This window comes from Cloacibacterium sp. TD35 (assembly GCF_028864635.1).
Taxonomy (GTDB): domain Bacteria; phylum Bacteroidota; class Bacteroidia; order Flavobacteriales; family Weeksellaceae; genus Cloacibacterium.
Genome location: NZ_CP104850.1, coordinates 1365008 through 1388790 on the forward strand (window position 1 = coordinate 1365008; position 23783 = coordinate 1388790).

Sequence of the window (23783 nt, forward strand, 5' to 3'; positions counted from 1 at the left end):
GTATTTCTAAACTAATAATCAGATGAAATTATATGTCATTAGTGGATTGGGAGCAGATGGAAGTATTTTTGAATACATTCATTTTCCTAAAAAATTTACCGAAATTATCTACATTGATTGGCTAATTCCTAATTACAATGAAAGTTTCGAAAACTATGTCAATAGAATGGCTGAAAAGGTAAATCCTAATGAAAAATTTTGTCTCCTAGGGTACTCTTTTGGAGGGATTATGGTGCAAGAAATCCACAAACTGAAACCTGCAGAAAAAGTAGTGATTCTGGGAAGTATAAAATCTGATAAAGAAATGTCTATTACTTTCTATCTAGCCAAAAGCTCTAGGATTTTTGCTAAACTTCCCGAAAGTTATTTCTCTGAAAAAACCATAAAATCATATGCCTTTTTTAGGAAATTATTTGACCCAAATAATCCTAAACTTTGGCAATATTTCAAGGTACAAAATCCTACTTATCTGAAATGGAGCATCAATAAAATTTTAGAATGGAAACACGAAGAAGATAAAAACGTTATCCAAATTTTAGCAGATAAAGACATTGTTTTTCCTGTGAAAAATTCTAAACCTAATTATGTCATAAAAGGCGGAACGCATCTTTTTCCAGTGACTAAAGCCAAGGAAGTTTCTAAAATTTTAGAAGAAGTTTTCAATGAGTAATTATTTCTGGCCTTTCTGAGCTTTTTGTTTCTCTTTTTCCAATTTTTTAAAATAACCTCTGAAGAAAATATTATGCTTCAATGCTTCTAGATTTTGGTTCAATAAAACACTTGCCTGATTTAGGTTATTCATCGTAGAGTCTATATTTTTCACCAAATTGGCATCGTTAGAAAGGTAATTGATGGCGCCTTTTCCGTTTTTAGCATTGCTGATGGTTTCGTTTAGATTGACTACGGTTTGATTGATGTTTTGAGAAGATTCATCAAGGTGAGTAAGTGCTCTTCTCATTTTATTAGCCATGGCAGAATCTTTAAGCACCGCAACAATGTTTTCTTTATCATTAATTCCTGCTAGAATTTTATTTACTTCATTGATGGTTCTAGTTGTTTCGTAACTTGTTTTCTTAATGTTTGCAATACTGTTTTTAAGGTCAGAAATTCCATATTTCACATCTTGACTTAGGGTTTTGTCATTAAGTAACATACTGAGCGTTCCTGTTCCATTATTTATTTTTTTAGAAACTTCTAGAATATTAGTAGTGATTTGTTCTGCATTGTTATTGGTTTTGTTAAGGGTTTTAAGCAAATCCTCTGTTGTGAGTCTTTCTTCGGCTTTTAGAATATCTCCAGATTTAGCAAGGGCAGCATTTTCTGAACTCGGTGTGATATTTACAATCATATTTCCTACCAAACCATCAGAAGTAATGCTGGCAATCGAATTATTTTTGATGAATTTCATGGCACTTTTGTCAATGTTCATTTCTACATTAATGAGTGTATCGTTTATGATTTCTATCTTTTTAACATAGCCCACATTAATTCCACAAAAACGAACATTGTTTCCTTCTTGTAATCCATTTACATTTTCGAAATGCGCTTGTAAGGTTTCGGTTTTACCAAAAAATTGCTGTCTGTTTCCAATAAAATAAACAGCCAAAATAAAAATGATGGTTCCGAGGATAACAAATATTCCGAGTCTTAATTTTTGAGCAACTGATTTTTCCATGTGTTTAAAAAACTTATTTAAAAAATGCTTTTACTTTTGGGTCTTGTGAAGTGGAAAGTTCGGCAAATGTTCCTTCTGCATAATTTTTTCCGTCAATCAGTAAAATCATTCTATTAGCAATAACTCTAGCACAGTCTACATCATGCGTAATGATGATAGATGAGGTTTTATATTTTTCTTGCACAGATTTCATGAGCAAGATAATTTCTTTTGAAGTAATAGGGTCTAGACCTGTAGTAGGTTCATCATATATGATGATTTTCGGTTTCAGAATAAGCGTTCTGGCAAGAGCAACTCTTCTTTTCATACCACCAGAAAGTTCATTCGGCATTAAATCAATCACATTTTTGAGTCCTACATTTTGTAGCGCTTCTTCTACCAATGGCAAAGTATCTTTAACATTTCCTAGTTTAGCAATATGTCTTCTGAGCGGAAACTCTAGATTTTCTCTCACCGTCATAGAATCATAAAGCGCACTTCCCTGAAATAAAAATCCAATGTCTGCTCTTATTTCATCTAAATCTTTCAGAGAAAGATGCTCTAATTTTTGGCTCATAATTTCTATACTGCCACTGTCAGGAATTTCTAAACCAATCAGGCATTTTATCATCACCGATTTTCCAGAACCAGATTTTCCCATAATCACAAGGTTTTCTCCTTGATAGAGATTAAGGTTGAAGCCGTCCAAAACCACATTGTCTCCATATTTTTTATAGAGATTTTCAATTTTGATAATCGGTTCATGTGCAGAATTAGGGTTCATCTTATTCTATAAAAATATTAGTAATCAATACGGCGATAAAATCGATAATAAACAATAACATAGAGGAGTAAACCACCGCAGAATTGGCAGCAATTCCTACACCTCTTGTTCCAGATTTACACTGGTATCCTTTGAAGCAACCTACCATTCCTATGGCAAAACCAAAGAAAAAAGTCTTGATGGTTGCAGGAAGTAAATCACTAAATTCTATATTGTCAAAAACTTGATTAAAATATTGTAAAAAAGAAACATCACCTTTTAAATTTTCTACCAAATAAGACCCGAAAATCGCAATGAAATCACTGTAAAAAACCAAAATCGGTAACATGGCAGTAGTAGCAAGAATTCTGGTCACCACTAAATATTTAAAAGGATTGGTTCCAGAGACTTCCATAGCGTCTATCTGTTCGGTTACGCGCATAGAACCTATTTCTGCACCTATTCCAGAGCCTATTTTCCCTGCGCAAATCAGCCCAGTAATAATCGGACCGATTTCTCTAATGATAGAAATACTAACCATAGAAGGCATCCAAGAAACAGCCCCAAATTCCATTAAGGTAGGACGGGTTTGTAAAGTGAATACTAAACCGATGATAAATCCCGTAACAGAAACTAGAAAAAGTGAGCGGTTACCAATGCTGTAACACTGTTTCAGAAATTCTTGAAATTCATAAGGTCTTTTATAAAATTCTTTTAAAAATCTTATGCTGAAATAGCTCATTTCGCCTATCTCTACGATGAAGTTTTTTAAAGATTGTGATATTTGATAAAAAACTTTCATAATAACATTTAAGCTTTTATCAAATTTACTGATAATTATTGATTTATACTTAAACTTATTGTGAATAATTTGAAAAGAATTACAATCATTAATAGGATTTTAATACAGATTATTTTATGGTTTGCCTAATAATTTTATCTTTGTAAAAATCATTATCAATAATCAATATGGAGAGTATTTCGGTTTTTGAAATCATAAAAGTAGGAATTGGGCCGTCTTCGTCTCATACGATGGGACCTTGGAATGCAGCGGAAATGTTTCTGAGCGAAATCAGAAGAAATCACCAGATTTCAGAAGTGGCAGAAGTGTATGTGGAGTTTTTTGGCTCGCTTGCCAAAACAGGAATCGGTCACGGAACAGATATTGCCGGAATGCTGGGTCTAAGCGGTGAAAATTTTAAAAAAATAGATACCGATAAAATAGATGCTAAAATTGCTGAAATCAAAAATTCTGGGAAATTGATTTTAGGAGCTGAAAAAGAAATTCCTTTTATTTATGGGAAGCATTTGGTACTCAATATGCAAGAATCTTTAGATTTTCACCCAAATGGAATGATTTTCAAAGCGGTTTTTAACAATGGCGAAATTTTAGAAAAAGATTATTATTCTGTAGGAGGTGGTTTTGTAGCTACACAAGAAGATAATTCTATTGAAAGTCACTGTATCAGAACACCTTATCCTTGTCATAAAGGGGAAGATATTTCAAAATATTGTGAAAAATTAGGTGTACAGAGACTTTCTGATTTGGTGTACATCAATGAAGAAGCTTGGAGAACCAAAGAAGAAACTAGAAGTGAAGCGCTCTATATTTGGCAACAAATCAAAGAATGCATTTACAAAGGCGTTAACAAAGAAGGGGTTTTACCAGGTGGACTTAATGTAACGAGAAGAGCTGCTGATTTTAACAGAAAATTATTAGGCGAAGATGTTATTTACAAAAATATAGACGAATGGTTTGCTGCGGTAAAAAATTCTCCTAAAAATTTCAATCAAATTACCCGTTGGATTTCGTGTTTTGCATTGGCAGTAAACGAAGAAAACGCCAGTTTTGGTAGAATTATCACTGCGCCAACTAACGGAGCGAGTGGTGTAATTCCTGCGGTGCTCATGTATTCTCAAACCTTTACAGAATTCAATTCAGAGGAAGATATCATCAGATTTATTTTAGTAGCGGGAGAAATTGGTACGCTTTTCAAGAAAAATGCAACCATTTCTGCAGCAATGGGAGGTTGCCAAGCAGAAATCGGCGTTTCTTCTGCTATGGCTGCAGCTGGTTTGACAGAAATTTCGGGCGGAACTCCTGCTCAGGTTTTGATGGCGGCAGAAATTGCTATGGAACATCACCTAGGTTTGACTTGCGACCCAATTGGTGGATTGGTTCAGATCCCGTGTATTGAGAGAAATTCTATGGGCGCCATGAAAGCAATTACCGCTTGTCATATCGCGCTAGAAAGCGATCCTTCTAAAGCCAGAGTTTCTCTGGATGATGTGATTAAATCTATGTGGGAAACCGCTCTTGACATGAATTCTAAGTACAAAGAAACTTCTGAAGGTGGTTTAGCAGTTGCCGTGAACGTGGCAGAATGTTAATGAAATTTTGAGGAAGATAACCTCCATTTATTTTCTAAAAATTCTTAACTTGTGCCGTTCAATTTTTATCAATGGCTACCATTATCAAACCCAATATTGCTCCGGAATTGCTCTCACAACTCGACACTAAATTCGAGGAAGAGAAGCAAGTCATTGTGCACTGTGGTTTTCAAAATAATTATTTGATTGGAAATCTGGTGAGAATTTGGCGCACCACGTTCTTGGTGGATAAATTTACGGGGCACAGAAGCCAACTTTTATTCTGGGAAAATATCTCGATGTTTCCTTATTGGACGGAAGTTCCGCCTGTGAAAGAATATTGGTTTACCCTTATTTTTTCTGGATTGCCTAAGGATTGCAAAATCTTTGATTTTGTAGAAGAAATTCCACAAGAAGGAGGTTTTCTGGTCACCGATATTGATAGAAATGAAAGCGATGTTTATACTATAAAATTAATTTAAATGAAGAAGATTTACTTACTTTTACTCTTAGTTTCAAGTTTTGCCTTTGGTCAAGGTCTTAAAAATAAAACCGACAAAAAACAATTTCCTGCCGAAATTCTAGAAATCGAAACGTTCCAAAAAGAACTTAATAGAGAATACAAAACAGAAGAAGAAACACCTTTGCGTGGCTCTAATTTCAAGAAATTCAAATCTCATCCGTTTTTTCCTATCGATTTAACCTATCGTGTAAAAGCGAAATTGGTAAAAACTGAAAACGCGGTTCCTTTTGAAATTCCTACTTCGTCTGGAAGAACCAAAAAATACAGAGAATTCGGGAAAGCCTATTTCACACTAAATGGAATAGAACAAGTGTTAACGGTTTATCAAAGTTTAGCTTTGTTAGATGACCCAGAATATCAAGATTATTTGTTCTTGCCTTTCAGAGACGAGACCAACGGAAAAGATACGTATGGTGGCGGAAGATATTTGGATTTAAGAATTCCTCAAAATGATGAATTAATTATTGATTTTAATAAAGCTTATCATCCTTTTTGTGCTTATAACGCTACGGATTACAGTTGCCCAATTGTTCCTCAGAATAACTGGTTGCAGTTACCTATAGAAGCGGGTGTAAAGTATCAGGATGTTTGGTTTGAGCATTAATCTCCAGATATTAGATTCTAGAGACTAGACATGAGATGTGAGAATCTCAAAAGGTTGCATAAAGCAAAAATTCAAAATTTACTTTCTTTGAATAGAGGAAAATAAATTTTGAATTTTTTATTTATTAAAAATCTGATATTATTTGTAACAGGAACATTCCCTAAACTTTCGATAGAAATTCCTCAAAAATAGGAGAGATAGAAACGGTTCCGTCTGGTTGAATTTTATCCAGTTTTACCATTTCTATTTGGTTGATTGAACTCGCGTCAAAAGGTTTCTGAACTCGCACATAATTTTCGGTGAAGCCAAACATTTTTCCATCTTTTTCTTCGTGTTCCCAAAGTACAGGTAAGGTTTTCCCTAATTGTGTTTGGTAAAATGCCATTTTCTTTTTCTCAGAAAGAATTCTGAGCATTTTGTTGCGTTTTTTACGTTCTGCAATCGGCACTATACCTTCCATTTCTACCGCTTCGGTATTTTCTCTTTCAGAATACGTGAAAACGTGTAAATAGGTGATCGGCAGTTGATTGATGAAGTTATAGGTTTCTAAAAATTTCTCTTCGGTTTCTCCTGGAAATCCTACAATCACATCTACACCAATCGCAGCATCTGGCATTACTTCTCTAATTTTAGAAACTCTGTCGCTGTACAATTTGGTGAGGTATCTTCGCTTCATTTTTTTGAGCAAATCATCACTTCCACTTTGCAACGGAATATGGAAGTGCGGTACAAAACTCTTGCTTTCAGCTACCAAATCTATGGTTTCGTCTTTCAATAAATTTGGTTCTATAGAAGAAATTCTAATTCTCTCAATTCCCTCTACTTTATTGAGTTCTTTCACCAAATCTAGGAAAGTATGTTCGTGTTTTTTATTGCCAAATTCACCTTTTCCGTAATCGCCAATGTTTACCCCCGTCAAAACAATTTCTTTGATGTCTTTTTCGGCAATTTCTTTGGCATTTTTCACTACGTTTTCTACGGTGTCACTTCTAGAAATTCCTCTAGCCAAAGGAATCGTGCAATAGGTACATTTATAATCGCAACCGTCTTGCACTTTTAAGAAAGCTCTGGTTCTGTCGCCAACAGAATAACTCCCGATGAAAAAATCGGTTTCTTCTATTTCGCAAGAGTGAACTTGAGCGTGATGTTCAGTTTTTTCTAAATCATCCAAATAGCTTAGAATATTGAATTTTTCTTTGGCTCCCAAAACTAAATCTACGCCTTCAATCGCAGAAATTTCTTCAGGTTTTAACTGGGCATAACAACCCACAATCACCACCAAACCATCAGGATTAGCTTTCATCGCGCGTTTTACGTGAAGTTTACATTCCTTGTCTGCATTATCGGTTACAGAACAGGTGTTGATGATATAAACATTCGCAGCATCGTCAAAACTTACTTTTTGGTAACCTGCACCAGTTAATTGTCTAGCAATAGTAGAGGTTTCTGCAAAGTTCAGTTTGCAACCCAGCGTGTGAAAAGCAGCGGTTTTTGTAGTGAAATTTTCCATAATAAATTGGGTGCAAATTTACGGAAAAATTTTAAGTTAGAATTTGTATAATGTTCTTTTCATTGATGAAGAGTGCCAAAATTGTCTTCAAATTTTATGCTCTTTGCAGAGGTTAAATAAAAAATCCACAAACAATATGATTTGTGGATTAATTGGAAAATAGAGTTTTAAGTTTTAATAGCTTTGATGTTTTGTTTTATAGTTGATAAATTTTTTCAAAAGCTTCTTCTGGTAAGTTCCAAGTGCAAGATGGCGCTTTGTCGTTTAAAACGGCCCACTTTTTGTGCTCTAAGTCAAAGATTCTTACTCCACTAAGGTTCAGTTGATTGGTTTTGTAAATATGTAAACTTACTGATAGTGTAGGTTTATTGTTCACAATGCTGTGAATTCCACCCATTTCTTCAGCAAAAGAAATACCTTCCATGGCTACACCAGCGCCTTCATATTCTATAAAATCTTTTGTTTCTTTATAATACACTTCGGTTAATTCACCTTTGAGTACTTTTATTTTTCCCTCGTAGTTTTTGTGGTCATGAATCGCTGTTTTATTTTGAGCGCCCCATAACATAAGAATAGCTACAGCATTTTCATTGTTAAAAACAGGGAATCTTTTATACGTTTTGGCAGGAACATCTAGTTCATTAATTTTGTACTCTTCGAAACTGAATTCGAATAGGTTTTCTACAACGGTATTAAAGTCTGCCGAGACATTTTTTAAGTCTTCTAAAGTTTGGGCTAGGGGTTTAGTCATTGTTCTTTCCATAATTTTTACAAGCATGATTTTCAGTTGGTAAAATTATTAAAAACTGTGTTTTGTGACACCTATTTTGAGATGATTTACATCATGCAAGATTGCTGATTTTATAAAAGAATTTATGATTTTTATCAAAGTTTTTATTCTTAACATACATTCCGCCTCAGTTTTCTAAAAAAATAATACCTTTGCACCTGATTTTAAAGAAACGAGAATAATGGATTTTAGAAATTATCAGATGCCATATAGCATCAACCCGAATTACAGCAAGAAAGTTGCGTATTTTTCGATGGAATTTGCCATTGATCAAGCATTGAAAATATACAGTGGAGGTTTAGGATTTTTGGCAGGTTCTCACATGAGAAGTGTTTATAATCTTAAGCAAGACACCATCGGAATAGGTATTTTGTGGAAATTTGGTTATTATGACCAAGCCAGAAATCACGATCAAACGCTTAATCCAGTTTGGACTAAGAAAATGTACAGCTTCTTGGAAGATACAGGGATTAAATTCCAAATTGACATTCACGATGCGCCAGTTTGGGTAAAAGTAATGTACCTGAACCCAGAAACGTTTAAAACTGCACCTATCTTTTTACTTTCTACAGATGTGCCAGAAAATGACCACGTTTCTAAAACCATCTGCCACAGATTATATGATGCTAATGAATCTACAAAATTGGCACAATACATTCTTCTAGGAAAAGGTGGAGCTAAATTATTAGACGAGTTAAACCTAGAAAGAGAAGTATATCACTTAAACGAAGCGCACGGTTTACCAGCAGCATTCTATTTATTGAAAAAATTCGGTGGAGATTTAGAAAAAGTAAAAGAAAGACTGGTTTTCACCACACACACTCCAGAAGAAGCTGGAAACGAGAAGCATAACGTACACCTTTGTCACCAGATGTCTTATTTCTCTGGCTTAAGCTTAGAAGAAGTGAAGAAACTAGAAGGACAAGATAATGACCAATTTAACCACTCATTGTGTGCTTTGAGAATGGCAAGAATCGCAAATGGAGTTTCTCAGTTACACGGTGTAGTTTCTAACGAAATGTGGGGTAAATATCCGGGAATTTGCGAGATTAAAGCAATTACCAATGCACAAGATTTCAAATATTGGGCAGATAAACCACTCTATAACGCTAGAGAAGAAAGAGAAGACGAAGAATTCGATTTTAGAAAAAAATACCTTAAAAAGAGAACTTTCAGAATTGTAGCAGACCAATGTGGTAAATTGTTTGATTCTAAAGTATTCACCATGGTTTGGGCAAGAAGATTTGCAGGATATAAAAGAGCAGATTTATTGTTACAAGACAAAGAAAGATTCAGAAAATTATTGGAAAACAAGAAATATCCAGTGCAGATTATTTTTGCAGGAAAACCTTATCCAGTAGATTACTCAGCAATTTCTACTTTTAACAACCTGGTTGAAGAAAGTAAAAATCATAAAAACATGGCAGTACTTACGGGTTATGAATTGTCATTAAGTAAATCTCTAAAACAAGGTTCTGATGTTTGGTTAAACAACCCAAGAGTTCCTAGAGAAGCTTCTGGTACTTCTGGTATGACGGCTTCTATGAACGCTTCAGTAAACCTTTCTACAGACGATGGTTGGATTCCAGAATTTGCAAAAAATGGCGTAAACTCTTTTGTAGTGCCAAAAGCAGATTATGCGAACATGAGCGTTTTCGATGTAGACAATTATGATATGAACCAATTGTATGACATCTTAGAAAACCAAATCTTACCAATGTACTACGAAAGACCAGATGAGTGGAGACAAGTAGTGAAAAATGCAATGGATGATGTAAAAGAGCAGTTCAATTCTGATAGAATGGCTGATGAATATTACAAGATTATGTATAATAATTAATCCATATATTAATATTTTTTACGTCTGGGGCGCTTCCTTTGGAAGCGCCCCAGATTTTTTGTATAATAATAATTTAGTATTAGAAAAAATAATTTATCTTGTAGCTATGAATTAATGTTCAGAAAATGATCTTTCAGCATTAGTAAAATAATCACTTTATAAAAAATGTCAATGTAAGATGGTAACCAGAAGAAAATTTTTGAAAAATGCAGGAATTTTATCTGCAATCTTAGCTTTAAACCCTTTAAAAGCCGAAGAAATTCTTCCGAAAAATAAAAAAATAAGAAAACCAGTCGTGCTTTCGACTTGGAGATTTGGCATTCAAGCCAATGAAGAAGCGTGGAAAGTCCTTTCTCAAGGAGGAAAAGCTCTGGATGCTGTAGAAAAAGGAGTAAGGTTGGTAGAAGACGACCCGAATGAGAGAAGCGTAGGTTACGGAGGAAGACCAGATAGAGACGGAAGAGTAACGCTAGACGCTTGTATTATGGATGAAAAAGCGAATATAGGTTCGGTTGCGTCTTTAGAACATATCAAAAATCCAATTTCTGTAGCCAGAGCCGTGATGGAGAAAACACTTCACGTCATGTTAGTTGGTGATGGAGCTTTGCAATTTGCGGTTTCTCAAGGTTTTGAAAAAATGAATTTACTCACATCAGAATCCGAAAAAGAATGGAAAGATTGGCTCAAAACATCAGAATATAAACCAGTGGTAAATATAGAGAATCATGATACGATTGGCATGATAGCATTAGACAAACACGGAAATCTTTCTGGAGCGTGTACAACCTCTGGTATGGCTTTTAAAATGCATGGTAGAGTTGGGGATTCTCCAATTATTGGAGCTGGACTTTTTGTAGATAATGAAGTGGGTGCTGCAACAGCAACTGGTCATGGCGAAGAAGTAATTAGAACTTGCGGTTCACATTTGGTGGTAGAATTAATGCGACAAGGGAAATCTCCTCAACAGGCTTGTGAAGAAGCGGTGAAGAGAATTTATAAGAATTTTGTGAATCAAAACCGTAATGTGAAAGACACTCAGATTGGTTTTATTGCCATCAATAAATTTGGTGAAACAGGAGCATTTTGTTTGCAAAAAGGTTTCAATTACGCTGTTCACACTCAAGAAAGTAATCTTTTAATTGATGCCAAAAGCTTAATTTAGAATTTTAAAAACGCAATCTTGAATCTAGGTTCTCGATTCTCAAATCTAAAAAAATATGTTAGAAATAGCTTGTTTTAATAAAGAATCTGCCGTTATCGCAGCAAAAGCTGGAGCAGATAGAATAGAGTTTTGTGCAGATTTTCATTTGGGCGGAACCACTCCAGATTTAGAAGATTTCCAAAATTTAAAAAAGGAAATAGATGTACCTATTTACGTGATGATTCGTCCGAGAGAAGGAGATTTTTTCTATTCAGATGAAGGTTTCAGCTTAATGAAACACCAACTGCAAAATTTTTATAACGTTGGAGCAGATGGTTTTGTTTTTGGGATTTTAGACCAAAATAATGAGGTAAACGAACAGCAATGCAAAGAGCTTATTCAATTTGCAAAAGGAAAGCCATGTACTTTTCATCGCGCTTTTGATAGAACTAAAAATCTTGAAAAATCATTAGAAATACTTATCAATTCTGGATTCTCTACTGTTTTAACTTCTGGCGGAAAAGCTAATGTAGAAGAAGGCAAAGAAATGCTCAAAAAATTAGTGGAAATTTCAGCAGGAAGAATAGATATTTTATGCGGAGGAGGGTTGCGCTCTTCTAACCTTCTTGAAATCAAAAGTTTCACTGATGCAATAAGTTTTCATTCCTCTGCGATTATGGAAGGAGAAGTATCAGATTTTCTTGAAATAACAAGACTAAAATCATGTTTTTAGAAGGTTTTTAATAAGGTGTAAATTGCTGAAAAGCCTTATTTTTAGGGGATTTTTTTTCAGAGTAATTTTATTAAAATTAAACAACACATTATTTAAAATTTTCACACTATGAAATTTCCGCTTTATTTACCACAAATCGAAAATCCAGCAAACAATAACCTTTCAATTCTAGCTGCAGATGTGGGTGGAACCAAAACCAATATTGCACAATTTGTTTCGCAAAATGGGAAAATGATTCTTCAGTTAGAAGAAACCTATACCACGAATCATCATAATTCTTTGACTGAAATTATTCTAGATTTTATCAAAAAAAATAATTTTGAGAAGCCAAACAGAATTTCTATTGGAGCTGCAGGGCCTGTAGTAAATGGAACTTGTCACACCACAAATATAAAATTTAAAATAGATGTAACAGAACTTAGTAGAGACCTACAAATAGATAAAGTCTATCTATTTAATGATTTAGAAGCTACTGCTTTTGGGATGACTGATATGGATGATGAGTTTATGGTGACCCTAAGAAATGGGAACCCTTCAGTCGGTGGTCATATTGCTATTTTAGCACCTGGAACAGGTTTAGGCGAAGCTTGTCTTTTCTGGGATGGAAAATATCTAAGACCTATGCCTTCAGAAGGTGGTCACAGTGAGTTTGCGCCGAGAACAGATGTAGAATTTGAATTGGTAAAATTTTTACAAAAAACCTATGGCGAAATTATCGTTTGGGAAAGATTGGTTTCTGGACCGGCTATTTACAAAATCTACGAATTTTTGAGAGATGTAAAAGGCTACGAAGAACAAGCTTGGCTTACCCAGAAATTAGCAGAAGCTAAAGATAAATCTGCCGTAATCAGTGAAACTGCAATGTCTGGATTATGTACCACTTGCGTTTTGGCAATGGAAATGCTGGTAGATTTTATGGCGAGAAGAGCCAATAATATGGTGCTCAATTATAAAGCAACGGGAGGATTAATTTTAGCAGGTGGAATTCCGCCAAGAATTTATAACTTTATCAACAAAGAAAAAATAGAAGAAAGCTTCTTAAAATGTGACGAAATGGAACCACTTTTAGCTGGAATTCCTATTTATTTAAACCTAAATAGCAAAACAGCATTATATGGAGCGGCATATTATGGAGCTTTTTCTGAATAATAACATTTAGAAAAATTTAAAAATTAAGGAATGAAGAAATTGTTTTTAACATTAGGTTTCTTGGGAATGATGCATTTTGGCTTTGCTCAAGAAATTACTCTAGAAAAAATCTATTCGGGTTACTACCGTGGCAAAAACATTGCGGGAATCGCTTCTCTTAAAAATGGAGAAAACTATGCCGTAATCGAAAGAGGCGGTATTGCAAAATATTCTTACAAAACCACTGAAAAAGTAGGCAATATTGTAGACGGAAGTTTTGAGAGTTATATTTTTTCTGATGATGAATCAAAAATTCTTTTGCAAAAAGAATCTGAGCCTATTTACAGACATTCATTTTTAGGGAAATTTGATGTTAAAGACCTTACTTCAGGAAAAATAATCAGTCTGAACAACGGAAACTTCGTTCAAGAGCCTAAATTTTCGCCTAATGGAAAATTGGTTGCTTTTATTTCAGACAATAATTTATTTTATCAAGATTTAGCATCTGGAAAAATCACCCAAATTACCAATGATGGAAAGAAAAATTCAGTGATTAATGGATTGGGAGATTGGGTTTATGAAGAAGAATTCGGGCATGCAGATTTCTATCAGTGGAACAAAGGAAGTGACGCCATCATTTTTGTAAGATTTGATGAATCGCAAGTTCCAGAGATGAACATGCAGATGTATAATAAATCGCTTTATCCTACAGATTATCGTTTTAAATATCCAAAAGCTGGAGAGAAAAACTCAGAAGTTTCTGCACATTTATATCAGGTAAATTCTGGTAAAACCATCCATTTAGATTTGGCAGGTTTTGAGAATTATTATATTCCACAAGTTTTTAGCACTGCTAAAAATGATGAGGTAGCGATTGCTACTTCTAACAGACATCAGAATAAAGTAGAAATTTTAAAAATTAATACCGCTTCTGGAACCGTTTCTAAATTATTAACCGAAACAGACCAAGCTTGGATTGATACGGATAATCTTACGTTAGAATTTTTAGATGACAACTCATTTTTATGGGCTTCAGAGAGAAGCGGTTTCAGACATTTGTATTGGTATGATGCTAAAGGAAAACTGAACAAGCAAGTAACCAAAGGAAACTGGGAAATCACTGATTATTATGGTTTTAACCCAAAAACGAAAGAAGTTTTCTTACAAACAACCGAGAAAGGAAGCATCAATAAAGTAGTTTCTAAATTTAATATTTCATCAGGGAAATCTGTATTGCTTTCTCAAGCGGAAGGAAATAACAGAGCAGATTTTTCTAAAAATTTCCAATATTTTATTGAGACTAATTCTACTGCTAAAAAACCATTCACTTATACTTTAAAAGATGGAAACGGGAAATTTGTAAAAGAATTGCAGAATAATGACGCACTTTTAAGCAAATTAAATGCAGATAATTTGGTAACCAAAGAATTTATGATGATTTCGAATGAAGCAGGAGACCAAATGAATGCTTACATCATGAAACCAAAGGATTTTGACCCAAATAAAAAATATCCACTTTTCATGTTCCAATATTCAGGACCGGGTTCTCAGCAAGTTTCTAATTCTTGGGACGGTGGAAACGGACTTTGGTTCAATCATTTGGTGCAAAAAGGATATATCGTAGTTTGTGTAGATGGTCGTGGAACGGGTTATAGAGGAACAAAATACAAAAAAGTAACCTATAAAAACCTGGGAAAATACGAAATAGAAGACCAAATTGCAGCTGCAAAATGGTTAGGAAATCAATCTTATATTGACAAGTCTAGAATTGGTATTTTCGGATGGAGTTATGGTGGTTATATGGCAAGTTTAGCCATGACAAAAGGTGCAGATGTTTTCAAAGCAGGAATTGCGGTAGCGCCAGTAACCAATTGGAGATATTATGACAGCATTTACACCGAAAGATTTTTACAAACTCCACAAGAAAATCCTGAAGGTTATGACCAGAATTCGCCGACTACTTTTGCGAAATTACTAAAAGGTAAATTCCTTTTGATTCACGGAACAGCTGATGACAATGTACATTTCCAAAATTCTATGGAATTTTCAGAAGCATTGATTCAAAGCAATAAGCAGTTTGAATTTATGGCGTATCCAGACAAAAATCACGGAATTTATGGCGGTCAAACCAGACCTCAATTGTATAAAAAAATGACTGATTTTATTTTAGAGAATCTTTAAAATAGTTAGAAACTCAATATTAAGCGGACTTTAGTCCGCTTTTTTTATTTTCAGAGTAAGTGATTTTTAATCTCTACTTATTTTTTGCATTCAATATAAAAACTTATTTTTGGGAAAAATAAATTTTATGAACAATAAACATCCAAAAGGTTTACCGTATTTGTTTTTCACAGAAATGTGGGAAAGATTCGGGTATTATTTAATTTTAGGAATTTTTGTATTATATCTTATTGAGCCAGAAGGAATGAGAGGAGGATTAGGACTTCCTGATAAAATGGCAGATGATATCTTCGGGACTTATATTGCCCTTACTTATCTTACTCCATTTATTGGCGGTTTCTTGGCAGATAGAGTTCTAGGATACGTAAAATCTATTTATATCGGTGGTATTTTGATGGCTGCAGGTTATATTGGGATGGGCGTTTTTAAAGATTTACCACTTTTTTATACTTCTTTAGGATTAATCATTGTAGGTAACGGTTTCTTTAAGCCTACCATTTCTACACTTTTAGGAAATCTTTATTCAGACGAAAAATACAAAGCCAACAAAGACTCAGGTTATAACATTTTCTACATGGGAATTAATATCGGTGCTTTCATTTGTAACATTATTGCAGCATTTATGCGTAATAAATTCGGTTGGGGAGAAGCGTTTATTACTGCAGGAATTGGGATGTTGGTCGGTTTAGTGGTTTTTACCGTAGGAATGAAACATTACAGACAGGCAGCAGAAATGAAGCCAGTACAAGAAGGAGATACCAAACTTTCTGAAATTTTGGTTAAAGTATTCTTACCTGCAATTATCGCTGGAGCAATCGGTTGGTTCTTACCAGGAGAAATCTTCGGAAGTGATAGTACAGATGCGTTTATTTTTGCATGTATTCCTGTTATTTATTTTTATGTTTCCCTTTATTTCAAAGCGAATCAGAAAGAAAAACCTGCAATTGGAGCATTATTATCCATCTTCTTAATTTCGATGTTTTTCTGGGCGGTTTTCAAACAAAACGGAACAGCTTTAACACGTTGGGCAAATTATTATACAGATAGAAGTGTTCCTGCAAGTGTAGAGAAACCTCTGGAAGATATTTATATGGTAGATGGAAAAGACTTCAAAGACAAGGAAGTTTCTGTGTATGATGACCAATATCAAACCCAAAAAGATGAAGAAGGAAAAACCTTAAAAACTCAAGGAAAAGATATCTATTTCAGAAATATTAAGCCTGAACAAAAAGCGCAATTGGAGCAAAATCCTTCCCAGAAAGTGTTCTTGTACAATACAGAGCTATTCCAGTCCATTAATCCATTTTGGGTAATTGCGTTAACTCCAGTTATTGTAGGAATCTGGGCTATGCTCAGACGAAAAGGAAAAGAACCTTTAACTCCTACTAAAATTGTCTTGGGATTATTTATCTCGGCACTCTCTTGTTTGGTGATGGTTCTCGCGGTTTATGCTGGTGATAATGGCGCAGTGAAGGTTTCACCGTGGTGGTTAGTAGCAAGTTACGGAGTAATTACAATTGGGGAATTATGCTTATCACCGATGGGACTTTCTTTCGTGTCAAAACTTTCGCCAGCGAGAATTACCGCATTAATGATGGGTGGTTTCTTCTTAGCGAATTCAGTAGGAAACAAACTTTCCGGAATTTTGGCAAGTACTTGGTACAGTTATGATAATAAGATGAATTATTTCTTGGTGAATTTTGCTTTACTCATTTTTGCGACTTTACTAGGAGCATCTATGCTAAAGCGTTTGAACAAAATTATGAAAGACCAAGGTCATTAATTAAGAAGATATAAGTCAGTACTTTTAGTGCTGACTTTTTTATTGACTAAACCAAAAAAAAACTATATTTGCTAGTCTTAACAAAAAATTAACAATAAAAATATGGATACAGCACAACAAAAAGGACATCCTAAAGGACTATACCTTTTATTCATGACTGAAATGTGGGAACGTTTCTCTTACTACGGTATGAGAGCAATTTTTATCTTATATATGACGAAAATGCTTCTTATGCCAGATTCTGATGCTTCAAATATCTACGGTAGTTATACAGGTTTGGTATACTTAACACCACTTTTGGGAGGTTATCTTTCTGATAGATTTTTAGGAAACAGAAGAAGTATAGAAATTGGAGGTATATTAATGGCTCTTGGTCAGTTTGCGATGTTTTTTAGTGCTTCTGCTTCAGGTGGTGCTGCTATTTCATTAATGTGGGTAGGTCTTACTTTACTCATCATTGGAAACGGTTTCTTCAAACCAAATATTTCTACAATGGTAGGCCAATTGTATCCAAAAGGAGACAGAAGAGTAGATGCTGCATTTACCATTTTCTACATGGGTATTAACTTAGGAGCATTCTTCTCACCATTAATTTGTGGAACTTTAGCAGAAAAAATAGATTTCAAATGGGGCTTTTTAGCAGCAGGAGTTGGGATGATTATCGGCCTTATCACTTTTGTTGCTCAAAAAAATAAACTTCTAATTGATGCAGATAATAACCCTATTGGTTTGCCTACACAGAAATTTGGCGTAAAACAAATAGGAATTGTAATCGCTTCTACCGCTTTGATTTTCTTCTTAATGAATTTCAAAACGATGTTCAATAGCGAATTAGATATTATTGGATATTTAATCTACGGAGCGATGATTGCAATGCCACTTATTATTTTAACAGATAAATCCCTTACAAAAGACGAAAGAGACAGAATTATGGTAATCTTCATTCTAGCATTCTTTGTAATTTTCTTCTGGGGAGCATTCGAACAGGCAGGAGCTTCGCTTACTATTTTTGCAGACAGACAAACAGATAGAACTTTATTCGGTTGGGAAATGCCAGCTTCTTATTTTCAATCTGTAAATCCATTAGCAATTATCCTTTTAGCGCCATTATTCTCTTCACTTTGGTTAAGATTAGGGAATAGAGGATTAGAACCTACTTCTCCTAAAAAAATGGCGATTGGTTTATCTTTAGTAGCTCTTGGTTATGTAGTAATCGCATTTGCAGTTTATGGTTTAGGAGCAGTGGATAAAGTATCTATGTTCTGGTTAATCGGTCTTTATGTGATTCACACTATGGGAGAACTTTGTTTATCACCAATTGGATTATCAATGGTTTCTAAACTTTCACCAGCTAGATTTTCATCATTATTGATGGGAACTTGGTTCCTAGCAAACGCAGCAGCGAATAAATTTGCAGGAACACTTTCAGCATTAATTCCTGGAGGTGGAGAAGCAGGAGAAGGCGCTGCTACTACCTCTTTCTTAGGTTTCCAAATTGCTAATTTATTTGATTTCTTCTTAGTATTCATCGTAATGTGTGGAGTTGCAGCAGCAGTTCTATTCGTGATGAGTAGATGGTTAGAAAAGAAAATGCATGGCGTAAATTAAAATTATCATAAAACTTACTAAAACCTCTGCAATGTCAGAGGTTTTTTTTATTTTCGTTACATAAATTTTTACAATGGAATTAACTCTCGAACAAATTCAAGATTTTAAAGGTAAATATCCTCGCCAGATTTGGTCACTCTTTTTCTCTGAAATGTGGGAACGTTTCTGCTTCTACGGAATGCGCGGAATGCTTGTGTTTTTCATGATTTCTCAACTCAATTTTGGAGATGAACAAGCCAATTTACAATACGGAGCTACTCAAGCTTTTGTATATGCTTTTACTTTCGTGGGCGGACTTTTTGCAGATAAAATACTTGGCTTTAGAAAATCTTTATTTTGGGGAGGTTTACTGATGATTGTTGGGAGTATTATTTTATCTATAGATCCACATAAGTTTTTCTTTTTAGGAATTGCTTTTACGGTAATTGGAACAGGTTTTTTTAAACCCAATATTTCTACTATGGTAGGGAAACTCTACAAAGCGGGAGATTCTAGAACAGATGCAGGTTTCTCACTTTTTTATGCAGGAATCAACTTAGGCGCTTTATTGGGAGGTTATTTCTGTATCGCTATTGGTAAAGGAGAAATGTTTTCTAGTTTTATTCCAGAAGATAAAAGATGGAATGTAGCTTTTAGTTTAGCCGCGATTGTTATGGTGGTAAGTTTGGTAAATTTTATCTTTACTCAAAGAAGATTAGGACCTATCGGTTTACAGCCTCAAACATTAAATGCAGATGGAACTTTTTCACCCATGGCAAAATGGAAAGAATATGGAGTTTATGTCCTTTCTTTGGTTTTTGTACCTATAATTATGACGATGGTTTCTATAACCGAATATACAGATTTGTTCATGTATATCGTAGGTCCATTGACGCTCATTTATTTATTCTATGAAATGACAAAGGTTACTCCAGCTGAAAGAAAAAAATTGTGGGCAGCTTTGGTTTTCATTATTTTCTCTATTCTTTTCTGGGGAATTTATGAGCAGAGTGGAGGGTCTTTGAGCATTTTTGCTGCTAATAATTTGAACAAAGACTTACTAGGATTAGACCCGAATGGAGTTAACAATTCTGGAGGTGCATTTTTCATTATTTTCTTAGCACCAATTATTGGTTTATTATGGATTTGGCTAAGTGAAAGAAAACTAGAACCTAATACTTTAATCAAATTCGGTTTAGGATTTATCTTTTTAGGATTAGGATATTATCTGCTTTTTGCAACTAAATTTTTCGCCAATCTTCAAGGGATTACTTCTCTGAATATTTTTACAATTGCTTTATTGGTTATTACTTTTGGAGAATTATGCTTATCGCCAATTGGTTTGTCTATTATGACGAAACTTTCTACAGAAAAACTACAGGGAATGATGATGGGAATGTGGTTTTTGGCTTCAGCTTACGGACAATATGTCGCAGGAATTATTGGAGCAAACATGGCTTCAGCAAAGGAAGGTGCAACCAACTATGAAAAATTAATTACTTACACAGAAGGATATAAAGATTTAGGAATATACGCTTTAGTAGCTGGTTTGGTACTGATTTTGATATCTCCTTTTGTGAAAAAATTAATGCAAGAGGTTCATTAACCACATAAAAACTACTGTATGAAAACTACTTTATCGATGTTATTTCTTTGGGTGTTCAGTTTTTCCTTTTCACAAGTGAATTGGATGACGATGGAACAAGCGCTAATTGCTCAAAAGACCAATCCAAAAAAGATTCTCATCGATTTTTATGCAGATTGGTGTGGGCCTTGTAAATTGATGGATAAACAGACCTATTCACATCCTATTATTTCGAAATACATCAATGAAAATTTTTACGCTGTAAAATTCAATGCAGAAGGCAATCAGACGGTTAATTTTTACGATAGGGTTTTCACCAATCCAGATTATGCTACCAAGGCAAAAAGCAGAAATGCGATGCACCAGTTCGCGAAGTTTATGAATGTGAATGGCTATCCAGCTCTGGTATTTTTAGACGAAAATTCTCAACCGATTACCAATTTGATGGGATTTTTCTCTGCCAAAGAATTAGAACCCTACATCACATTATTTTCCAAAGGAGATTATAAGAATATCAAAACCCGTGATCAATGGGAAAACTACCAAAAGAAGTTTAAATCAAAAATTAAAGAGTAAACTCTTATATTATAATTTATAAAGTAAAATGAGCAAAGACTTTCATGTATTGAAGGTCTTTCTTTTTTAGTTTTGAACAAATTTCCTTAATTTCACATCGTAAAACTCGAATCTCGTAACTCGAAAAATTGAATCTAGATACTTCCATAGAATTTTTAAAAGGAATTGGTACAGAACGTGCCAAATTGATTGCTAATGTCTTAGATATTAGAACGGTGGAAGATTTTCTGCACTTTTTTCCGATAAGATATTTAGATAAATCGAAAGTCTATAAAATTGTAGACATCAAGGAAGATAATTTAGAAATTCAGCTGAAAGGCAGGATTACAGAATTACAGGAAATTACTTATGCTAAAGGAAAAAAACGACTTTCGGGGAAGTTTACAGACGGAACAGGAACACTAGATGTAGTTTGGTTTCAGTATTCTAATTGGATGAAAGAACAGATTCCCGTAAACCGAGAAATCTATATTTTTGGGAGAATTCAGGAGTTTAATCACGCTTTTTCTATGCCTCACCCAGAAATTGAGTTAGAAGACAAGAAATCGGCAGAAGAAAGACTCAGACCTATTTATCCAAGTTCAGAAAAATTGACGAAACGAGGATTGAACCAGAAATTTTTTCAAACGGTTCAAGCCAACATCATTTCGCAGATTCCAAAGTTGATAGAAGAAAATTTGCCAGTCTCTATCATGAAATCTCTGAAACTCATGAGTCGTCAACAAGCGTATCTTAACATTCATTTTCCACAAAATGCAGATTTTGCCAAACATGCAGACAGAAGATTAAAATTTGAAGAAGCGTTCTTTTTCCAGTTGGGTTACGGTCTCAAAAAAAATTACAACAAAAGTTTTACGATTGGGAATCCTTTTCCGATAGTAGGCGAAAATTTCAACAATTTTTACGAAAATTTCCTTCCTTTTGAACTCACCAATGCTCAAAAAAGAGTGCTGAAAGAAATCAGAAATGATTTAAAAAAGCCTATTCAGATGAACCGATTATTGCAAGGTGATGTGGGTTCTGGTAAAACGATGGTGGCACTTTTAGCGATGCTTTTAGCCATGGATAATGGTTTCCAAAGTTGTATGATGGCGCCTACAGAAATTTTGGCAACGCAGCATTTTAATTCGATTGCAGATTTATTGAAGGAAACGGATGTTAAAGTAAGATTACTCACAGGTTCTACCAAAACCGCCGAAAGAAAAATTATTCATGAAGAATTATTAAGCGGCGAACTTTCGATTTTAGTAGGAACTCATGCGGTTTTAGAAGATATTGTTCGGTTCAAAAATTTAGGATTGGCAATTATTGATGAGCAACATAGATTTGGAGTAGCACAACGTGCGAAACTTTGGGCTAAAAATAAAATAGCGCCTCATATTTTGGTGATGACGGCTACACCTATTCCCAGAACTCTGGCAATGAGTTACTATTCAGATTTAGATGTTTCTGTGATTGATGAAATGCCTGTTGGTAGAAAACCAATTATTACCGCTCATAGAAGAGAAAAAGATAGAAATTCTGTCTATGGTTTTGCCAAAGAAGAAATTGCCAAAGGCAGGCAAGTGTATTTTGTATATCCATTAATTGAAGAATCTGAAACACTGGATTATAGAAATTTAATGGAAGGCTTTGAGCATATTTCAGAAATTTTTCCGCTTCCAGATTATAATACAACCATGCTTCACGGGAAAATGAAACCAGATGAAAAAGATGCTGCCATGAATTATTTTGCCAAAGGAAAAGCAGATATTATGGTGGCAACTACAGTAATAGAAGTGGGTGTAAATGTGCCAAATGCTTCAGTAATGGTCATAGAAAGTGCCGAAAGATTTGGGCTTTCACAGTTGCACCAGCTTCGTGGTAGAGTAGGAAGAGGAGCAGAACAAAGCTATTGTATTCTGATGACGGGTGATAAACTCTCCACAGAATCTAGAAAACGCATCAAAACCATGTGCGAAACCAATGACGGTTTTAAAATTTCTGAAGTAGACATGCAGTTGCGCGGACCTGGAGATATTCTAGGAACTCAGCAAAGCGGAATGGTAGATTTTAAACGCCTAGATTTGGTAAATGATGGTAATATCATAAAAGCAGCAAAAGAAACTGTAGAACACTTACTGAAAATAGATGGAAATCTACAACTTCCAGAGCATCAAACTCTTAGAAATTACTACGTAAAACAGTACAAAGGCAAAAATAAATGGGGAAAAATCTCTTAATTTTTACTTTTAATTTTTGCTGGAGGAGGCGGAGTTTCATAAACTTCTACTTTTTGGGTGCCTTCTGCTTTTTTTACTTCTACTAAACCATTTAAGAATCGGTCTAACTCTGCTTTATTTTGGTTAAAATATTTAGCAAAAGCATAACCAGTAACAGAACAATATCCATTATCTGTAAGAAAAGCATACATTTGATATTCGAAATCTAGCCCTTTGTTATTCGCTATGTATCTTAAGTAAAGGACATTTAGACCATTTACAGTTCGGTATTCAGATTCTTTTAATCTAAAATAATCAGCTCTGTTTTTTGTGCTGATAACTACAAGTTCTTTTAAGTTTTTTAAACTGCCTACTTCTACATTTTCAGAAATTAATAGTCCAAAAATATTAGAATTTGAATTGTTTATAAATGCATATTCTAAAACTGGAGTTTTAAAAGCATCGGTAATTTTCCAGATTTTAGGATTTACATAAACTCCCGCATTTACTTTTTTGCTTCGGTATAAAAATGTGGAAGCTTTATCTTTAGTGAAAGGAGTTTCATTGGTAGTGATGGTTTCTAGAATTTTTGCATCACTATCATTAGTAAATTTCCAAGTTCCATTATCAAATAGAACAACTTCTTTTCCTTCGTCAGTTACAGCTTTGATTTGAGCTTCAGCTTGATAGCTCAATAAAATTAGGGCCGTGATTATTAGTTTTTTCATAGGACTAATTTACAAAAAATCCTTTATTGAAGAACAATAAGAAAGGTTCAAAAAAAATACCGATGAAATTTTCATCGGTATTTTCT

At 34.3% G+C, this 23783-nt stretch carries 20 protein-coding genes; 14 read left to right on the forward strand and 6 right to left on the reverse strand.

The genetic code is table 11. The features are described from left to right. Positions 1 to 22 precede the first annotated feature (22 nt). On the forward strand, positions 23 to 670 hold the full coding sequence (locus tag N7277_RS06355; protein ID WP_274778745.1) for an alpha/beta hydrolase: 648 nt from the start codon (positions 23 to 25) through the stop codon (positions 668 to 670). On the opposite strand, the gene N7277_RS06360 is transcribed toward N7277_RS06355, so the two are convergent. The 3 genes from N7277_RS06360 to N7277_RS06370 are packed head-to-tail and all read right to left on the reverse strand — an operon-like array spanning position 671 to position 3219. Further along, on the reverse strand, positions 671 to 1675 hold the full coding sequence (locus N7277_RS06360) for an MlaD family protein (protein ID WP_274778746.1): 1005 nt from the start codon (positions 1673 to 1675) through the stop codon (positions 671 to 673). Between the two features lie 13 nt (positions 1676 to 1688). Beyond that, the gene (locus tag N7277_RS06365; protein ID WP_274778747.1) at positions 1689 to 2438 is read right to left on the reverse strand and encodes an ABC transporter ATP-binding protein; all 750 of its coding nucleotides are present in this window, start codon (positions 2436 to 2438) and stop codon (positions 1689 to 1691) included. A gap of 1 nt (position 2439) precedes the next feature. After that, the gene (locus N7277_RS06370; protein WP_274778748.1) at positions 2440 to 3219 is read right to left on the reverse strand and encodes an MlaE family ABC transporter permease; all 780 of its coding nucleotides are present in this window, start codon (positions 3217 to 3219) and stop codon (positions 2440 to 2442) included. Positions 3220 to 3386: 167 nt separating this feature from the next. Between N7277_RS06370 and N7277_RS06375 the strand changes: the two genes are divergently transcribed. The 3 genes from N7277_RS06375 to N7277_RS06385 all read left to right on the forward strand — a co-directional run bounded on the left by N7277_RS06375 (position 3387) and on the right by N7277_RS06385 (position 5914). Then, positions 3387 to 4808 carry an L-serine ammonia-lyase gene (locus tag N7277_RS06375; RefSeq protein WP_274778749.1) on the forward strand — a complete coding sequence of 474 codons (1422 nt, stop codon included), beginning with the start codon at positions 3387 to 3389 and terminating at the stop codon, positions 4806 to 4808. A 71-nt stretch (positions 4809 to 4879) separates the two neighbouring features. After that, a complete protein-coding gene (locus N7277_RS06380; protein ID WP_274778750.1) occupies positions 4880 to 5269 on the forward strand; it encodes a hypothetical protein in 390 nt (129 codons plus the stop codon). Then, positions 5270 to 5914 carry a DUF1684 domain-containing protein gene (locus N7277_RS06385; RefSeq protein ID WP_274778751.1) on the forward strand — a complete coding sequence of 215 codons (645 nt, stop codon included), beginning with the start codon at positions 5270 to 5272 and terminating at the stop codon, positions 5912 to 5914. Between the two features lie 160 nt (positions 5915 to 6074). On the opposite strand, the gene mtaB is transcribed toward N7277_RS06385, so the two are convergent. Continuing rightward, entirely contained in the window at positions 6075 to 7424 is a 1350-nt protein-coding gene (mtaB, locus tag N7277_RS06390; protein WP_274778752.1) for a tRNA (N(6)-L-threonylcarbamoyladenosine(37)-C(2))-methylthiotransferase MtaB, read from the reverse strand. 196 nt (positions 7425 to 7620) lie between these two features. Beyond that, entirely contained in the window at positions 7621 to 8187 is a 567-nt protein-coding gene (locus N7277_RS06395; protein WP_274778753.1) for a cysteine dioxygenase, read from the reverse strand. Positions 8188 to 8395: 208 nt separating this feature from the next. Here N7277_RS06395 and glgP point away from each other — a divergent pair, with 208 nt between their 5' ends. From glgP to recG, 10 genes are all read left to right on the forward strand, one after another. Further along, the gene (gene glgP / locus N7277_RS06400; RefSeq protein ID WP_274778754.1) at positions 8396 to 10054 is read left to right on the forward strand and encodes an alpha-glucan family phosphorylase; all 1659 of its coding nucleotides are present in this window, start codon (positions 8396 to 8398) and stop codon (positions 10052 to 10054) included. A gap of 178 nt (positions 10055 to 10232) precedes the next feature. Further along, entirely contained in the window at positions 10233 to 11216 is a 984-nt protein-coding gene (locus N7277_RS06405; protein WP_274778755.1) for an isoaspartyl peptidase/L-asparaginase family protein, read from the forward strand. A 55-nt stretch (positions 11217 to 11271) separates the two neighbouring features. Further along, positions 11272 to 11928 carry a copper homeostasis protein CutC gene (locus N7277_RS06410; RefSeq protein WP_274778756.1) on the forward strand — a complete coding sequence of 219 codons (657 nt, stop codon included), beginning with the start codon at positions 11272 to 11274 and terminating at the stop codon, positions 11926 to 11928. Positions 11929 to 12036: 108 nt separating this feature from the next. Beyond that, complete coding sequence (locus N7277_RS06415; protein WP_274778757.1) at positions 12037 to 13077, forward strand: glucokinase; 1041 nt, start codon at positions 12037 to 12039, stop codon at positions 13075 to 13077. A 30-nt stretch (positions 13078 to 13107) separates the two neighbouring features. Then, positions 13108 to 15237 (forward strand): S9 family peptidase, encoded by a 2130-nt coding sequence (locus N7277_RS06420; protein ID WP_274778758.1) that lies wholly within the window; start codon positions 13108 to 13110, stop codon positions 15235 to 15237. A 127-nt stretch (positions 15238 to 15364) separates the two neighbouring features. Then, positions 15365 to 17020 (forward strand): peptide MFS transporter, encoded by a 1656-nt coding sequence (locus tag N7277_RS06425; protein WP_274778759.1) that lies wholly within the window; start codon positions 15365 to 15367, stop codon positions 17018 to 17020. A 102-nt stretch (positions 17021 to 17122) separates the two neighbouring features. Further along, the gene (locus tag N7277_RS06430; RefSeq protein WP_274778760.1) at positions 17123 to 18628 is read left to right on the forward strand and encodes a peptide MFS transporter; all 1506 of its coding nucleotides are present in this window, start codon (positions 17123 to 17125) and stop codon (positions 18626 to 18628) included. Between the two features lie 73 nt (positions 18629 to 18701). Continuing rightward, positions 18702 to 20213: a peptide MFS transporter gene (locus N7277_RS06435; protein WP_274778761.1), complete on the forward strand. Its 1512-nt coding sequence runs from the start codon at positions 18702 to 18704 to the stop codon at positions 20211 to 20213. A gap of 18 nt (positions 20214 to 20231) precedes the next feature. Next, positions 20232 to 20768, forward strand: a complete 537-nt coding sequence (locus N7277_RS06440; RefSeq protein WP_274778762.1) for a thioredoxin family protein — start codon at positions 20232 to 20234, stop codon at positions 20766 to 20768. 128 nt (positions 20769 to 20896) lie between these two features. Next, positions 20897 to 22990 carry an ATP-dependent DNA helicase RecG gene (recG, locus tag N7277_RS06445; protein ID WP_274778763.1) on the forward strand — a complete coding sequence of 698 codons (2094 nt, stop codon included), beginning with the start codon at positions 20897 to 20899 and terminating at the stop codon, positions 22988 to 22990. Here the strand turns inward: recG and N7277_RS06450 are convergent. Then, complete coding sequence (locus N7277_RS06450; protein ID WP_274778764.1) at positions 22987 to 23697, reverse strand: hypothetical protein; 711 nt, start codon at positions 23695 to 23697, stop codon at positions 22987 to 22989. The two genes, recG and N7277_RS06450, sit on opposite strands and share 4 nt — an antisense overlap. Between the last annotated feature and the right edge of the window lie 86 nt (positions 23698 to 23783).